The sequence below is a fragment of the Pseudomonas sp. efr-133-TYG-5 genome (assembly GCF_030209175.1).
In the GTDB taxonomy this organism is placed as follows: domain Bacteria; phylum Pseudomonadota; class Gammaproteobacteria; order Pseudomonadales; family Pseudomonadaceae; genus Aquipseudomonas.
Genome location: NZ_JARVSM010000001.1, coordinates 1 through 14,953, shown reverse-complemented (window position 1 = coordinate 14,953; position 14,953 = coordinate 1). Strand labels below are relative to the sequence as shown.

Annotated in this window: 16 protein-coding genes and 1 pseudogene; 7 read left to right on the top strand and 10 right to left on the bottom strand. The window is 54.7% G+C overall.

The window, feature by feature from the left end; all coding sequences use genetic code 11:
• Positions 1–444: 444 nt before the first annotated feature.
• A complete protein-coding gene (locus tag QRN70_RS00085; protein WP_285415110.1) occupies positions 445–732 on the bottom strand; it encodes a hypothetical protein in 288 nt (95 codons plus the stop codon).
• A 699-nt stretch (positions 733–1,431) separates the two neighbouring features.
• Here QRN70_RS00085 and QRN70_RS00080 point away from each other — a divergent pair.
• From QRN70_RS00080 to QRN70_RS00070, 3 genes are all read left to right on the top strand, one after another.
• Entirely contained in the window at positions 1,432–2,235 is an 804-nt protein-coding gene (locus QRN70_RS00080; RefSeq protein WP_285415109.1) for a hypothetical protein, read from the top strand.
• 452 nt (positions 2,236–2,687) lie between these two features.
• Positions 2,688–3,119, top strand: coding sequence for an OLD family protein (locus QRN70_RS00075; RefSeq protein ID WP_285415107.1), 432 nt, complete (start codon positions 2,688–2,690; stop codon positions 3,117–3,119).
• A 17-nt stretch (positions 3,120–3,136) separates the two neighbouring features.
• A complete protein-coding gene (locus QRN70_RS00070; RefSeq protein WP_285415105.1) occupies positions 3,137–4,228 on the top strand; it encodes an AAA family ATPase in 1,092 nt (363 codons plus the stop codon).
• Between the two features lie 291 nt (positions 4,229–4,519).
• Here the strand turns inward: QRN70_RS00070 and QRN70_RS00065 are convergent, their stop codons facing one another.
• The 3 genes from QRN70_RS00065 to QRN70_RS00055 are packed head-to-tail and all read right to left on the bottom strand — an operon-like array spanning position 4,520 to position 7,339.
• Entirely contained in the window at positions 4,520–4,987 is a 468-nt protein-coding gene (locus QRN70_RS00065; protein ID WP_285415104.1) for an NUDIX hydrolase, read from the bottom strand.
• A 24-nt stretch (positions 4,988–5,011) separates the two neighbouring features.
• Positions 5,012–5,662 carry a DUF7002 family protein gene (locus tag QRN70_RS00060; protein ID WP_285415102.1) on the bottom strand — a complete coding sequence of 217 codons (651 nt, stop codon included), beginning with the start codon at positions 5,660–5,662 and terminating at the stop codon, positions 5,012–5,014.
• 3 nt (positions 5,663–5,665) lie between these two features.
• The gene (locus tag QRN70_RS00055; RefSeq protein WP_285415101.1) at positions 5,666–7,339 is read right to left on the bottom strand and encodes an adenylosuccinate synthetase; all 1,674 of its coding nucleotides are present in this window, start codon (positions 7,337–7,339) and stop codon (positions 5,666–5,668) included.
• 729 nt (positions 7,340–8,068) lie between these two features.
• Here QRN70_RS00055 and QRN70_RS00050 point away from each other — a divergent pair.
• Positions 8,069–8,464 (top strand): hypothetical protein, encoded by a 396-nt coding sequence (locus QRN70_RS00050; protein WP_285415099.1) that lies wholly within the window; start codon positions 8,069–8,071, stop codon positions 8,462–8,464.
• 356 nt (positions 8,465–8,820) lie between these two features.
• Here QRN70_RS00050 and QRN70_RS00045 read toward each other — a convergent pair.
• The 3 genes and pseudogenes from QRN70_RS00045 to QRN70_RS00035 all read right to left on the bottom strand — a co-directional run.
• A pseudogene (locus QRN70_RS00045) lies at positions 8,821–9,621 on the bottom strand (transposase); the annotation flags it as partial.
• A gap of 146 nt (positions 9,622–9,767) precedes the next feature.
• Positions 9,768–10,004 carry a hypothetical protein gene (locus tag QRN70_RS00040; protein WP_285415097.1) on the bottom strand — a complete coding sequence of 79 codons (237 nt, stop codon included), beginning with the start codon at positions 10,002–10,004 and terminating at the stop codon, positions 9,768–9,770.
• Positions 10,005–10,182: 178 nt separating this feature from the next.
• Entirely contained in the window at positions 10,183–10,614 is a 432-nt protein-coding gene (locus QRN70_RS00035; RefSeq protein ID WP_285415096.1) for a type II secretion system protein N, read from the bottom strand.
• 133 nt (positions 10,615–10,747) lie between these two features.
• On the opposite strand from QRN70_RS00035, the gene gspH reads away from it, so the two are divergent.
• Positions 10,748–11,200, top strand: a complete 453-nt coding sequence (gene gspH, locus QRN70_RS00030) for a type II secretion system minor pseudopilin GspH (protein WP_285415094.1) — start codon at positions 10,748–10,750, stop codon at positions 11,198–11,200.
• The gene (locus QRN70_RS00025; RefSeq protein WP_285415093.1) at positions 11,197–11,805 is read left to right on the top strand and encodes a type II secretion system protein GspJ; all 609 of its coding nucleotides are present in this window, start codon (positions 11,197–11,199) and stop codon (positions 11,803–11,805) included. Before gspH ends, QRN70_RS00025 begins: the two co-directional genes overlap by 4 nt.
• Before the next feature lie 212 nt (positions 11,806–12,017).
• On the opposite strand, the gene QRN70_RS00020 is transcribed toward QRN70_RS00025, so the two are convergent.
• From QRN70_RS00020 to QRN70_RS00010, 3 genes are read right to left on the bottom strand one after another with little or no spacing between them, the layout of a single operon-like run.
• Positions 12,018–12,956 (bottom strand): FecR family protein, encoded by a 939-nt coding sequence (locus QRN70_RS00020; RefSeq protein WP_285415091.1) that lies wholly within the window; start codon positions 12,954–12,956, stop codon positions 12,018–12,020.
• A gap of 38 nt (positions 12,957–12,994) precedes the next feature.
• The gene (locus QRN70_RS00015; protein ID WP_285415089.1) at positions 12,995–13,540 is read right to left on the bottom strand and encodes an RNA polymerase sigma factor; all 546 of its coding nucleotides are present in this window, start codon (positions 13,538–13,540) and stop codon (positions 12,995–12,997) included.
• Complete coding sequence (locus tag QRN70_RS00010; RefSeq protein ID WP_502941481.1) at positions 13,537–14,202, bottom strand: secretin and TonB N-terminal domain-containing protein; 666 nt, start codon at positions 14,200–14,202, stop codon at positions 13,537–13,539. Before QRN70_RS00010 ends, QRN70_RS00015 begins: the two co-directional genes overlap by 4 nt.
• Before the next feature lie 204 nt (positions 14,203–14,406).
• Here QRN70_RS00010 and QRN70_RS00005 point away from each other — a divergent pair, with 204 nt between their 5' ends.
• Positions 14,407–14,721 (top strand): hypothetical protein, encoded by a 315-nt coding sequence (locus QRN70_RS00005; protein WP_285415085.1) that lies wholly within the window; start codon positions 14,407–14,409, stop codon positions 14,719–14,721.
• Positions 14,722–14,953: the final 232 nt, after the last annotated feature.

Here is a 14,953-nt window from a genome sequence, read left to right as displayed (position 1 = left end):
TGGAACCACCCATGCCTGTCGCTAAACAAGTAAGGGTGGCAGCTGTACGCGGGTTAGCGAACCGAGAGGTATAAGACCCGGCAGACCCGAAGGTCTCCCACGCACAGCCACCATATCGTCGTCGCAAACATATGCGACAAACCGGAGCGTCGTTGTACTTATACCTGATCGGGTCGCTAAACCCGGTCGCTGGGTTCCCAGCGACCCGTAGACGATAAAGACCAGGTACAAAGCGCACAAGCCGGCGGATTCTGGCGTAGCTGTAGGCAACGGCGCAAGGATGCGTAGCCCAAGAGAGTGTCTGGAGATGTCCTCTTAAACGGCGTTTATCGAGAGCTGATGCCACCGCACATCCCTCAACAAATCTGCCCCCTTATCTCAACAGATGAAAAAAACAGCCGAGGTTGCCAGACAAAACCAACAACCTCGACCAAATAGAAGAAGCTATTTCTTCGCGCACATCTCGATATCATCCTGCGTTTTCAGCTCAGTATCGATGCCCAACCGATACCGGCAGTAATCAACAATCCATCCCCGCTCCTCTTCCGTCAGCCGCCCCACCCTCCTGACCTCTCCATCGTTGGCGTGAATGTTGAAAAACCTCACCTGAAACGTCGGGTGCTTCTTGATGAAGACAATCGTATCGATGTCACCATCCTCAAGGGCCTCGTAGTAGCCGATGTATAGGACGGCCATTGCGGCGAGGATGGCTGCGATAAAAAACCGTTTCATTCGTGCTGCGCCGAAGGTGGGAGCAAATCATTGCCTCGCTGTATCTGACATTCCTGATGGCGGACACTAGAAAACTCGCAGCCACGTTCTATTTGAGCCTTTTTTCGATGGCTCTTCTGGTCAAACACAGTAGCGCGCGGCTGACTCTTCCGGCCAAGAGCAGACGTTCGATAAAGCGGTCCGATTAGTTAAAGATATTTTGTTCAGTTCAATCTAGAGCTCAGCCTCGAAGTGGAAAGGGTCACTTTCGACCGCTTGTGACTGTCTCACGGTTTCCATCCAGTGGTACTCTAATTGCGTGGCCAATCGGCTTGTCACTCAAAATTGTGCTCGATTGTTGGCATGTTATGACGACCACTCTATGACTTCCCGCAACGTATCGCCATCATGTATGCTCGCCCTCACTGACTATGGAGGCTGTATGGATCTTCACTCTGCGATTAAAGATGATCTAGCTGCGATTAATCGCGAGTTTGACGCTAGAGAAAGATATTTTGAGAAGCGCACGCGCAGACATCGAGTAACTTTGTTAATTGGCTTATTTATTTGCTTTGTGTTCTACGCTTCCGCAAGGGCTAGGAATGATCGGATATTACAACTTATTCCCTTCCCTGATGAATTCTCTGATGCAGCATCGTTTGTAACTCTCCTATCCTGCATCGGATTCATACTTTATTATTATGTCCAAGGCGAGCCATTTTGGGAGTTCTGGAAAAAAATGATAAAATCCTGCACAAAGAAGATTACATAACTCATGATATATCTGATCGTGTAGATTTTATCGAAAGTGAGATTCAGTTGCTCTCAGATAAAATCAAGGGACTTGATTACTCAAATCACGACACATTAATTGAAAAAACCGTTGAGACCATCAAAAAACAAGCTCATGAGGAAATATGGAACGAGCTAACTGACCAATCGCTAAAAATCGCGCAAATTAAACGTGCCTTAGCGCCCATCGAAGAAGCGTATACTAAGGCGAGATCAAGGCTTCTATCTGAAGTCGCAGCGTTAGGACGGCGCGGCACTGCCAACCTCGTGTTTGGTGTGTTAACTACCATTGCGGCATTAGGTGTACTGGCGTCTTTGGCTCTAAATACTATCGGGCCTGAAGCATATAGATTAGTTGTTCCAAATGACCAGCTAGACTTAGGTGTGCTTACACTGATGTTCGTACCGAAACTTTCACTAGCTATCTTTGTTCAGGCTTTCTCTCTGTTTTTTTTGCGGCTTTATAAAGCAGGTTTTTCAGAAATAAAATATTTTCAAAATGAGCTCACAAATTTAGAAGTCAAGTATCTAGGGGTGGTATCAGCAGTACTGGCTGACGACGAAGAGGCAGTTCGTGACGCTAGTAAATCTTTACTTTCCGTGGAGCGAAATCATGTATTGTCAAAAGGGCAAACCACAATCGAACTTGAAAAGTATAAAATTGAGAGCCGTAGCTCATCTGAAGTTATAAAGCTTTTACCCAAATTATTTGGTAAAAAAAATCCTGAATAACAATCCCATTATGGACGCCTCTCGACTTATGCTAGCAGCCGGTTTCTGCCCGTCACCACGGGCGGGAATTCGCCAATAGTGGCCGGTGGATAGTCGAGTAACTAGGAGACAAACTGGTTAAAGCCTGCCCTCAAAATTTCTTCAAGGAACTGTACGTGGTCGATCACCCAGGAAAGATCCTAATTTTTTGTCGTTTCTACCGACAAACTTAAGACGTATCTAGAATTAAATTGACTCAACGTCGGCTCCATTTTCCCATCAGTTCAGCCTGTTTATGGTAGGGGTTAACTGACGTCGCACTTCGACTGCATTTAGCACGGAGTTATCTTGCCAACCCATCTGCGTAAAGGAAAATTTTCATCGCTGACTCGATAGTATCTGAAATTTGTGCTAGGAATAACAAATTGCAGCATAGCACTTTAGCTGGTGTTAATTAATCGTGGGGAGAACCGATGAAATACAGGGAAAGTAATTTAGATAAAAAATTACGAAATTGGTTCTGCAAGGATAATACCAAAGCACTACTTCGAAGCATTCAAATCTCAACGGGCGGGATTCGCGGACTGACGTCATTCAAGGTGAATCTCGACTATCCGATAACTGCATTTGCTGGAGTTAATGGATCCGGAAAGTCCACTATGCTGGCGCTCGCTGCTTGTGCCTATCATAACAAGCTAGATGGCTTCAAACTTCCAAAGCGCAGTAGGAGCTATTACACTTTTTCTGATTTTTTTGTGCAGCACTCGGAGGAAATTATGCCTCCTGGAGTAGAGATCTGGTATAGCTTTGCTCACAATAACTGGAAAAGCTCACCTGAAGGAATCGCGTCGCAAATAAGAAAAAAAAGGCAGGTGGAAAATGGAACGACTATGACACCAGAATAAAACGGACGGTGGTTTTTTTGGGGATTGAACGAATTGTCCCTCACGCGGAACGCAGTCAATCAAGATCTTATTCACGAGCCTTTAAGGATTTGAGAATTCACGGCTGGGAGCAGAAGGTTAAAGATGCTGTTGGTTATATCCTTGGTAAACGTTACGATGATTATCGACAGCTAGAGTACAGAAAATACGGTCTACCGATTGTTAAAGTTGGTGATGTAGTTTACTCTGGCTTCAATATGGGCGCAGGTGAAAACGCGCTGTTTGATATTTTCTCTACCATATATGCTTCCGGCGAGGGAGCTTTGTTGGTTCTCGATGAAATTGAGCTTGGCCTACACGCAAGAGCTCAAAGGTTATTTATGGAGCGCCTTAAAGAAGTATGCATGAGTACGGGGACTCAGGTTATATGCACAACACACTCAAAGCAAATATTTCAATGCTTACCTGACGATGCCAGGTTTTTTATTGAGAGAACTGGATCTAAGACAAAAATAACTCCCGGAGTATCCGCGGAGTTTGCGTTCTCAAAAATGGGGGCTGTTGGAGAGAAGGAACTTGAAATATTTGTTGAGGATCCGGTTGCAAAAATCATCATTGAAACCATTTTAAACGGAGGCATACGTAGTCGAATAAATATCACTCGAATTGGCTCCGCCGCCGCAGTAGCTCGCCAGCTAGCAGCAAATTTCTTGAGAGATGAGCATGCGAATATATTAGCTGTATATGATGCGGATCAGAAAAAATTGCAGGCGAAAAATATCGAGCACGCCAAAAATATGGCAGAGAGGAAAGACGCTGAGATTAATAGCTGGTTACTTGAGCGCACAAGTTATCTGCCAGGCGACACATGGCCAGAAGCCTGGCTTTTGCAAAAGTGCAGCGAAATCCCGCAAGAACTTGGAGTTGAGCTAGGCATTGAACCTCAGCGCGCTACCGAGATCGTCGAATACGCATTACAGGCAGGCAAACACGAAGAATTTGTCGAAGTTGGTGAACAAGTAAATCTAGATCCTGAACGCTGTTTAATACTTGTGTGTGGTGTTGTTTATAAAAATTTCCCTGAAGAATTCGACAATTTAAAAGATACGATATCACGCATGTTGCCTTAAAGCTTTTTAGCGCGGAGCTCGAAAAAATCGATTGGCAACACGTCCGTGAGGGCCGGTAGCAACGTTTGGCAAATCACAAACTCACAGCAGCTACAAGTCTCTACTATATGATTTCATAATCAAAAGCCGACCGCGAACACATTTACCATCATCCAGCGTAGAGGAAGAGGTGTCCGCCAATTTGATGGGATACCATCGTCGTTAGGTACAGCGTTGAAAAAGTAGCTTTGCCGGACGCTAACGGATTGACATTATTCTGCTTCCCGATAAGGCTCAGCGGCCAATTGTCTGTCACGGCTCACCCTGCGCTATCAGCAAAGCCGTGACAAATAGGTTGTTCAGGTCATGCGGGAAAACCTCTTCATGGCAAGCCGCAAGCTCTGTTGACGACCACCACCTCACCTCACATACCGCTTCGCGCTCCCGGTCACTCCACTGGGCGCATGAGTACTGCTCGCCACCCGTGTGCACAGCAAAGAAATGTTCGACAGCAAGCACATGCTCGCCTTCCGGCATCTGCCACAAAAACTCCTTGTGTGCGATGCAACGACCTACGGAGGGCGTCTCAAAGCCGGTCTCCTCGTAAAGCTCACGTACCGCCGCTGCCTCGAAAGACTCTTCCTCCCTGAGCTTTCCGCCAGGTGTCGCCCAATAGGTCGTGCCCGCCAAAACACCCGCCTGAAACTGAACTTTAAAAAGAAGCAGGCGATTACTTGGGCTGATCACCAATAAACGTGCTGCTAAACGCTTTTTTGGCATATTACTTTGCTCCACGGGTGACGACTAACCGATGACGCCCAAGACCTCCCGTCCCTGCATCCTGCGAACTTCCACCACATAGTCAGCGATGTTAGGAACGGCATAATCGACAACTAGCTCGACAACCTTCTTCTTAGGCGTGCCAGTGCGCGTCACTGGGTAGTCCGCGATTTTACAGAAGATCTCCGTGCCTCGACGGTGCGGCATGGGCCAGGTATTGCCCGAGTTCATGTGACACAGCCAGATGGCTTCGGCATAAGCAGGGAGGAAGGCAGACGAGTCTAGCGTGAGTACATCATGCTCAAGCTTGCGATAATCGCGAGCGCCAAGCAGACCGTGGAGGCGTTTCTCCTCGGCCCAGAAGAAGACTTTGCCGTTGATCAACTCATACCATTGACGTGGTGTCGTCCCTCCCGTGAGTGCCCTGATCAACCGGCCTTCAGGCATGGGTTTCTGATCACGAAGCACAATATTGGAGGGGTCGCCTGATTTCACGTCCATCTTCTGACTGCGATGCTCACTCTCATATTGAGCGCGCTCACCTTCTTCCACCGCCAAGTGATCCAGAACTGCCGTAGCACTCATCAGTCCGCGTGTGCGAATGCTCTCCCAAGCTCCCCGTTCGGCCATGTGATAAACGCGAGGGTAAAGCTCTATCAGCTTCTCCAGATCCATCTGTTATCTCCTATCAGAACGTGCAGTCCAGTTGCGCCGATCGATCAGAGAGCGTAGATCGCTAGCGTCGGGGTCTCTGGAAAATCGGGTGTTGATAAGCGAGACAGGCGCCTGAGAAACGCGCTCCAGCTCCTCGACAAATTTGATCGTATCCGGATCGAGTTGCTCGAACCTGCGCGCCTTGCTGTTTGATGACTTCAAGTAATCGGCAAACGTCAGGACGATGTCCGTCGGAGCGTTCAGGGCGCATGCTCTTCGGAATTGATCCCATTCGAACCATCCTACCCGCCGGCTGCGTTTGGTGGTGGATGTTTTCTCTGCAGCGTTCAACGCCTGAGCTTCAAGGCCTGCGAAAGCTGCGATGTCATCAAAGGTCGTAGCATGTTTAAGCGTCCCTGAAGTATGCCCATCCTCACCATCGGGGTCGCCTACACGAATTGGCATCGGGCGAATGACCATCAGAATTTTGCGGATTCTACTCGGCGATATCCCCGCCTCAGCCAAGCATCCCGCAACGTTCGTATCCCTGGAAGTCACATGAGGGTAATCTCCGTGGAAAATACTAAGCCCACTACCCTGAGTTCCCTCCAGCAAAATGGAATGACCGCTACGATAAGCTTCTTCCAGACGGTCTGAAGTGCAGCCGTGGTAGTTGCCAGGATTACCGACGTACGGACGAAGCTCATCAACATCTCTTGCGAGCCGGATCTCTTTGCCCCTGCTCAAAATACGCCGAGCAGCGGCTGCCCCACTTCCGCTTCCTGTAGATGCAATGGTTGAGACCAGGTGCCCATCCCTCTCTGTTCCGACATCTTCCTCCTCAATGATGGTGGCCTGGGGATCAATGAAAAGTCGATCTGCGCCGATACCGCACTCCTTGATTTCTTTCAAAAGCCCTGTCACATGAATCGTCATGCCAGGACCGAGAAGTAGCCGAGCCGTTACGTCCCGGGAACCAGATGGCAAATGGTGGTAAGTGTAAGGGCCAGCAGAACTCGCTACGGTATGTCCGGCATTGGGCCCACCAACACGAATCATCACGTCGTACTCGCGTGCAAGGTAAGCGACTATATTGCCCTTCCCCTCGCTGCCATACTGCCCGCCGATCAACACATCCACACATCTGATTTCAGGCGGTGTGTAAAGATGCAAACGGGCGGCAACCCGCACGAGTGTGTCATTTGAGTCCGATCGTTCGGTGTAAACGCGGACGTCGGCATCATCCTTGAGCGCCTGGATCTCTGTCTGATCCTTGAGCTGATTAACCTCGTCATAAGGCGAAGGATTGGCTTGGCCCTTCATTCGCGCTGCATAACGTCCTTGGAGCGTAGGGTCGCTTGCGTAGAGATGTACATGCACTAGGTTTGCTCCGAAGACCTTTCGAAACTGCAGTACCTGCGCGAGCGTATTCAGATGATCCACGACCAACGGTCGTTCATCATTCTCCTGCCCACATACTGCTTGAGTTTCCCGGAGCATCCATTGATCAACGCCCGTCGATTCATGACGACGATCAAGCATGTCTGGTTGAGCCATGCCTAGGCGCCACTCGGGATCATCAATGGCTCGACGATCGTAAACCACGGCGAAGCCGAATTCCTTCACCAACAAATTGGCCAATCCACTCTTGCCACTGCAGGTCTTGCCACTGATCACTACGATCTGCCGAGTTTCCATGTGCTACATCTCCCAGATTCCCATTATTTGATCCGCAATTTGAGATGCGGTGTACGCGTGAGTGTCGAGAACTTTGTCCGCAAAACCTAAGAGCGAGCGGGCACTCTGCTCGTTGGGATGCAGCACGTTTTTTTTATATTCGTTGAGGTCGGTCGCGCTACGTCGAGCGTACCTCAGTTCCAGGACAGACTCGGGCGCGATGACGTGTACATGCCTCACTGCATTGCCGAAACGGAGTATGAACAATTCAACCTGTCGGGGCTTGCGGACAGCATCCAATAACCAATTTTCGACATCTGGCCGAGCTTGTATGGCCGAGTTTGCTACGGATTCTATGAGCCAGGAGAAATCGGTGGCTTTGTCGAAAGAATCACCGAGTGCTTGGAGGTTATGACGATTAAACGGCTCACCCCGGGAAACTAGGCACCCACGTAGAAAGGAACCGCTACTTATCGGAATAAACCCATGGAGTTCTTGGAGAGCAGCGGAAATCGAAGTCTTGCCACTGGCCATAGGGCCACTTAGGAGCAGTAGTCGCTTCAAGGTTGACGATCCCTGTCTTGCGCATCCGATATAGTGTTAAAGAGTAGCTTAGCTGGTGAGGCGGGCCGAGTTTTCTTAACACGAGGTCTGGGGCCAATGGACCTCACAACGAAGTGGCCGCTCTTTAGCGACTACTCAGTGAGTTAGTGGGGCTTTTTTTAAACTATGTCAGGACGGGTGGCACCAATGAATGACCGAGCTGTAATCGCGATCCGCTTCACCCTCTTCAAGCACAGTAAAGATTCTTTTCTTGCGGAGTTGGACGATGCCTCCATCCACCATTCGAGCGTGATGCAGTTTTCAAGACAGCCGCAGGCTTCGGGTTTCACCGAGATGATCTCAGCGCTGAGCGATGCCATGCCTTGGAACGGCATTGCTAAAGTGATCATCTCTTGGGTCCAGGCTCGGAAAAGCAGACGCGTACTGATCCAAGTGAACAGTGGCTCAGTTGCCATTGAAGCCAATGGATATAGCGCGGAAGATGTGGAGCGACTATTAAAAGCATGCGCGACCGTAACCGTCATCGATACGCTTCCGGGAAATGCAGAAAACAAGGCCCTTAAATCAGATGATGGTGACTGACTCCGCTGTTACGCAGTGGCTGTGAGCCCACTAACTGCAATAGTGACTACCACCGTCGGTAGCGATGAGTCATTGCTCCAATCTCCACTGATCCTATGCCACCAAATGCACCACAGACAGCTATTGGCCGATTCTGTTGAAAAAGTCGATTTTTAGATCGCCTGAAACTCAGGCATGAACATCAGTGTAGAACCTACTCGCCACATTCAGTGGTTTCTCGGACCTTCGTTGACCTTTGCTGCTCGGTTATTGGGTTGGTTCGAGGTTTTTTGCTTAGTGCACGCGCACCTATCCCGGGCCCGGTGGCCCTTGAGAGGTAAATTTGGCCAGCCGTCGCAGGTTCTTTACCGCAGCGGCAAGCGTTCTGGCTTGATGTCGAACTGCGCTTCGACCCGTTCGATCATTGTCTTGGTGCTCTCAACCTCGGCCGTTCGATGAGCCGGTGTAGGTTCCACATCCACAATCACGCCGTGCTCGGTATCGATCAGATAATTCGTGGAGTAAGCGTAGAAATCTTGGCCGCCTGAGTCAGCGGTTCAGCGGGCTTGAGGATCCGTCAGCGACAGGCAATTCGGTAGCGATTCGGCCAAAGTCTCTTCATCGAGGTCTTCAAGGTACTCACGCACGGCGCGGGTGCTCAGGGCCGGATCGCTCGAGTTGACCTGTTCATCACCCGGTACGCCACGCTCCCGACTGGCATCCCCTTTAATGATGTTGGCGTCCACGGCAAAGCCTTCGCCTTTGACCAGGCCGACGTCCATGCAGCGACGCAGCACTTCATTGAACAACCAGCGAAACAGATCACTGTCGCGAAAACGGCCGCGTCGATTTTTTGGAAAAATTCGATTGGTTGGGGACTTCATCTTCAAGCCTCAACCGGCAGGACCAGCGATACGCCAGGTTCAAATGCGCCTCTTCGCACAACCGCCGTTCGGAGCGAATGCCGTCGCAGTAGCCGACGGTCAGCATGCGAATCATCAGTTCTGGATCAATCGACGGACGCCCAATTGAGCTATAAAATCGGCGAGGTAATGGCGCAGGTCGCTCAGATCGAGACATTGATCAATGCTGCGCAGAAGGTAATTGGCTGGGATGGGATCTTCAAGGTTGAACGAGTAACACAGTCGATCCTGCCCACTCGATAACTGTCCCATGATGCTTCGTACTCTTTCGCAGGCCGATGGAGTGCTTTTGCCGTAGACGACACAGGGGCGCCATTCTTAGCAAAGTCGACCCAAACCAGACCATGGCAAGTGGTTACCAGATAGAAAGGGTTCCGCAGTTTCATCCGACTCTTAACTGGTCATTCCCAGCCCAGTTTCCTGTAGGAAGCCTTGTCTTGTTCGGGAAAGTCCGTCTGATACTCGCTCCACTGCATGTGCGCATAATATTTAGTCATCGCTTCGAAATGACTTTCAGCCTTAACCTCCCAAACAAGCTTCGCTTCCGAATGCATAAGCGCACGCGCACCATCACCTTCAGCACCAGCTAGACAAAAGGTCTGACAGCCATCAGGTTCCTGCCAAAGTTCATGATTCATATTCAAGGTTCTGTTTTTAAAGTCGTTATGGTGCCCGAAACTCTGATGGAACGACCGTTATGGATCGGCGCTGTAGAAGAGACTGAATCCGAACGCCGATTTTTTCAACAGAGTCGGCCGACAGAGGACATTCACACAAACCCGTTTCAAACCAGCTGGTGAAACAACCCACTAAAAATCAAGGCCCCCTCAACCGCGGCAACCCCGGCCCCTCCGGCAACTTCTCCACCCCCAACCGCACCTCTTCCCCACCCTGCTCTATCACCACCGCATCCCCCTCCACCGCCAGCAACTTCACGCCAGCACTGATGCGTTCGCCCTGCAGAAAGCTTTGTGGTGGGCCGTCGTTGAGGCTGAGGATTGCCACGGCGCCGCGGCTGCCGGTCATGACGCCGCTGACTTTGATGTCCACCGGTGCCGTCTGGTTGGAAAACCACTGCAACGCCGGATTGTCGCTGCGCGCGGCCAGCGCTTGCGGGGCCACCGTGGGGGTGTGCGATTCGGCGGGCGTCAGCAGCAGTGACGACCAGATGGCGACGCCCGCCAGCGCCGCCAGCAAGGTGACGGCCTGGACCATCTGTGGCGGGGAAAACCGTGCACTGAACAGCATGGGCTGAATCTCCTTTTAGTCCCGCTGACCAGCCTACGCGGCAATTCTCACGGTTTTATTTCACACGCCTTACATGTTGGCCGTGCAGGATGTTTTTTTGGGACAGCGCTGGACGCCAAGGAGTGCGCAATCGATGAACCGCTGCCGGCAGCAAGGCTTCACCCTGATCGAGTTGATGGTGGTGCTGGTGATCATCGGCATCGCCAGTGCCGCGATCAGTTTGAGCATCAAGCCCGATCCGTTGCAGTTGCTGCGCAAGGACGCTGATCGCCTGGCGCAAGTGCTGCAAATCGCCCAGGCCGAGGCGCGCGCCGATGGGCGGCCGATTGCCTGGTTGAGCGACGCCAAGGGCTTTCGCTTCAGCCGCCGCAGTGACAGCGGCAAGGGTTTCGACCACTTCGCTCAGGACCCGCAATTGCGCCCGCGCCCCTGGCACAGCCCGAAACTCGAAGTGCGCGTGGAGCCCAAGCAGAAAGTCCTACTCAGCCCCGAATGGATCAACCCGCCGCTGCAACTGACGCTGTCCGACGGCAGTAATCGCCTCAGCGTTCTGCGCGACGCCGGTGGCCGGATCAGCGTGCAATGAACAGGCAGACCGGTTTCACCCTGATCGAAGTGATGGTGGCGATCCTGCTGATGGCGGTGGTCAGCCTGATCGCCTGGCGCGGCCTCGACAGCGTGACGCGCGCCGACAGCCACCTGCAGGCCAGCGCCGAGCAGAGCGACAGCCTGCTGCGCACCCTCAATCAGTTGCAGCGCGACGTCGACCTGCGCGCCGGCATCGAGCTCAGCGAACCGAAAAAAGTCGGCGTCGACGACGAACCACCCAGCGCCCCACCCGCCCTCACCGTGCGCAGCAGCGACAGCCGCGGTTTTCGCCTGGACATCATCCGCAGCGCCGCCGAGCCACCCGGCGCGCTGCAACGCGTGCGCTGGTGGCTCAAGGGCGACACCCTGTACCGCGCCGTCGCCCCGGCGCGCAGCCGCTATCCCCTGCCGGCACCGGGTGCGGGCGTGGCGGTGTTGACTCAGGTGAGTGACGCGCAGGTGCGGGTCTGGGACATCGACAAGGGCTGGCGCCAGTTGAGCGGCAACCGCCGGGAAGATCCGGCCGGGCTGGAGATTCGCCTGACCCGGCAGACGCCGCAGGGGCCGGAGAGTTATCGCCAGGTGATGGGGCCGCTGAACTGAGCGCAGGTACGTCTTGGTGTAGGCGCTGCCGCAGGCTGCGACCTTTGCCCGTTCCGTTGGAGATCACAGGATCGCTACCGTCGGCAGTTGCTGCGTTGGCGTGGTGTGGTCAGTTGGAGATGTGTTTGCTGTCTGGTCGTCTTCGCTGGCAAGCCAGCTCCCACATGGGATGGGGGGCTGGGGATTTGGGGTTGGCAGCGAGCTGAAAAGGCTCAGCTGAGGACGACCACGCCGCCCGGCAATTTCGTGCATTTGACGCCGTAGGCATCGCGAATCAGCAGCGCCACGCCCGCCAGTTGGTTGAGGTTGAATCGCGCCTGCACCCGGCGCTGGCCCAGCTCGCGGTTGAGCAACAGCAGCATGCCCGGTCGGTAGCGGTTGATCTCGTCGATCATCTGGCTCAGGGTCGCGCCGTTGAACACCAGCACCTGTTGGCGCCAGTTCATCACCGCGGCAGTGTCGACGCTTTGCACGGTGCCGACCTGCTGTGCGTCGTAGCTCAGTTGCTGGCCCGGCTCCAGGCGCAAGCTGCGACCCTCGACATCCACCTCGACCGCGCCATCAAGGCAGGTCACGCAGACTTGCTGATCGATGTTGCGCAGGTTGAACCGCGCCCGGCTGGCCCGCAGCCAACCGCCGCCCGCCTGCATCGCCAAGGGCAGGCGCGAGGTCTGCACTTCGACTTCGCCGCTGAGCAGTTCGAACCCTTGCAAGCCGTCATCAACAGCGCGCTGATTGATTCGCGTCTGGGTATTGAGCTCCAGGCTCAGGCCTTCGGCCGGTTCGATGCGGCGCTGCTGGCCAACTTCGGTGATGTAGTCGGCGCCAAGCCCGGAGAAACCGCCGGGAATCGTGCCGCGCACCAGCAGGAACGCCGCCGATGCCGCAATCGCACCGCCGAGAAAGGCACGCCGGCCAAAGCCGCGTGGGGCCTGCACGGCTTCGGCCGCCGGGCGCAATTGCTGCCACAGGCGCTTGCATTCTTCAAAGGCGCGGGCATGTTCGGGGCTCTGTGCGCACCACTGGCGCAAGGCCCGGGCGTCGGCCACGGTGGCGCGCCCCGAGGTCAGCAAGATCAGCCAGTCGCGGGCTTCGCTGTGCAGGCGTTCGGCGGCCGTCGGCTCGGCCGGTGTCAGACGGAAGATGTTCAAACGCGCAAATACTCAACGGATTAATCGGGACTCTTCTCTCAAGACGGTTTTCCGGCCCCGCGACCGAACCGCTGAAACACTTTTCTTTCCAGTTTCGCCGCACAGTGGCCCAGCGCTGCCTTGATTTCCTTCTCGACCATGCGCGTGGAAATGCCGAAACGCTGGGAAATTTCCAGGTGCGGTGCCTCCTCCAGCCGGGCAGCGATGAAGATTCGTCGACGTCGCGCGGGCAACTCGTACAAGGCGTTGAGCAGTGACTGGATTTCCTTCTGCCCGCCGACCACCCGCGCCGGGTCCAGCGCTTCGTCGCCGATCTGCAACAGCTCCTCGACCTCGCTGCCGGTGAGCAGGCGCGCATCGGCCTGGCGGCGGTCGGCGGCGATGTTCAGGGCCATGCGATACAGGTAGGCGTTGGGCCGCGCGATGTTCGCCGGGGTCTCCATGCGGTCGACCCGCAGGTAGGTTTCGTGCAGCACGTCGTTGGCCAGGTCCTCGGAGCCGAGACGGCGCCGCAGGCGTACCCGAAAGTCCTCGTAGGACGTCAGGAACAGCTGGACCAGCGAACTTTGTCCGGCGTCTTTCATCCCCCGGAAACTCCTTCCCTTTGTGTGCATTCCATGCGCTTTCCTGACGATTCGGGTAACAACAGCAAGGTGACCGGTTGGCGCAGCGCGCCGGGTGTCGGCCGGTCGATCTTCAACGTGCGAAAACTGTCGATCAGCGCCGCATCGCGCCGGGTATCACCGGTGGAGGTGAGCAGCCGATTGTGCTGCACCACGCCATCGCGGCCGATCCACACCTGCAACACCGCGCGAAAACTGCCGGGCCGGGTCAGCGGCGAACGGCACAGGTTGCGCTCGAGCGCGGCCTGCACCGCCGTGGCGTAATTGCGGTTGAGCGCCGCGCTGGCGGGCGCGGGTTTGTCCACGGGTAGCGCAACATCCTCGACCTGCGCCACCTGCAGGGTGAACGCATCGTCGCGGGCATACTTGGCCATCAGGCCACTGCCGCCGAGCAAGCGGCGCAAGGCATCGGCGGCGGTGTATTCGCCATCCACGGCTAACGACCGCCGACCGCGACTCAACTGGCTGTCGACCAGCACCGCCATACCCGTGGCGCGGCTGTACTGGTCCAGGGCGTGGGCCAGTTCCTGGGCCGGAATGTGCAGCGTCATGCGCAGCGTCGCCGGCACCGGTTCGGCCGCCGCACTGCGCAATGACAGGACGAGCAGCAGCCCCAGGCTCACCCGGCGCGCAAGCGTTGAACGCGGAAAAACCTCCCTGGCCTGGCCTCGCTGCACGGCTGACGCACCCCTGAAAACCGTCATCCTGAGGGCTGTTTATGAATCTGGTGTGACGGACGCTGCAAAAAAACCATCACGGGATCGGCGCGCCCGTTGCACTAGACTCCTGAGTCAGAGCGGCCCCTTCGGGCCGGCCAGGAGGCCAGCATGAAATCACTGTGGACATTGGCGCTGAGCGGGTTGTTGTTGACGCTGTCGGGCGGCGTGCATGCCGAGCAGGCAGTGGGTTGCGTCGAGGTGACCGTGGGCGGTTACAAGGCGCCGAATTACGACTGCCTGAGCCAGCAGATGGGCAACAACCCCGACGGCGCGGCGGCTGCGCAGAAGAATCAGGAAGCGATGAATGTGCCGGTCAACAAGCGCCCGCCGAATCAAGTGGGACTGGCGACGCCGGCGGCCACCGGTACGCGGATGGGCAATACGTTTGGCACGTCGGTGAAGCCGCAGCGGCCGCCGAACTAGTTTTGATCTGATCGTTCCCACGCTCCTGCGTGGGAATGCAGCCGTGACGCTCTGCGTCACTGGACGCGGAGCGTCCCTAGAGGCATTCCCACGCGGAGCGTGGGAACGATCAAAGCCACAGCCACCGAACTGATTTATCTCGATCGTTCCCACGCTCCTGCGTGGGAATGCAGCCCTTGACGCTCCGCGTCACTGGACGCGGAGCGTCCCCAGAGGCATTCCCACGCGGAGC

Coding starts and splice junctions, on each gene's coding strand:
- QRN70_RS00085 (WP_285415110.1), bottom strand. CDS start 732: ATGAAACGGTTTTTTATCGCAGCCATCCTCGCCGCAATGGCCGTCCTA.
- QRN70_RS00075 (WP_285415107.1), top strand. CDS start 2,688: ATGAAATACAGGGAAAGTAATTTAGATAAAAAATTACGAAATTGGTTC.
- QRN70_RS00065 (WP_285415104.1), bottom strand. CDS start 4,987: ATGCCAAAAAAGCGTTTAGCAGCACGTTTATTGGTGATCAGCCCAAGT.
- QRN70_RS00060 (WP_285415102.1), bottom strand. CDS start 5,662: ATGGATCTGGAGAAGCTGATAGAGCTTTACCCTCGCGTTTATCACATG.
- QRN70_RS00055 (WP_285415101.1), bottom strand. CDS start 7,339: ATGGAAACTCGGCAGATCGTAGTGATCAGTGGCAAGACCTGCAGTGGC.
- QRN70_RS00050 (WP_285415099.1), top strand. CDS start 8,069: ATGAATGACCGAGCTGTAATCGCGATCCGCTTCACCCTCTTCAAGCAC.
- QRN70_RS00040 (WP_285415097.1), bottom strand. CDS start 10,004: ATGAATCATGAACTTTGGCAGGAACCTGATGGCTGTCAGACCTTTTGT.
- QRN70_RS00035 (WP_285415096.1), bottom strand. CDS start 10,614: ATGCTGTTCAGTGCACGGTTTTCCCCGCCACAGATGGTCCAGGCCGTC.
- gspH (WP_285415094.1), top strand. CDS start 10,748: ATGAACCGCTGCCGGCAGCAAGGCTTCACCCTGATCGAGTTGATGGTG.
- QRN70_RS00025 (WP_285415093.1), top strand. CDS start 11,197: ATGAACAGGCAGACCGGTTTCACCCTGATCGAAGTGATGGTGGCGATC.
- QRN70_RS00015 (WP_285415089.1), bottom strand. CDS start 13,540: ATGAAAGACGCCGGACAAAGTTCGCTGGTCCAGCTGTTCCTGACGTCC.
- QRN70_RS00005 (WP_285415085.1), top strand. CDS start 14,407: ATGAAATCACTGTGGACATTGGCGCTGAGCGGGTTGTTGTTGACGCTG.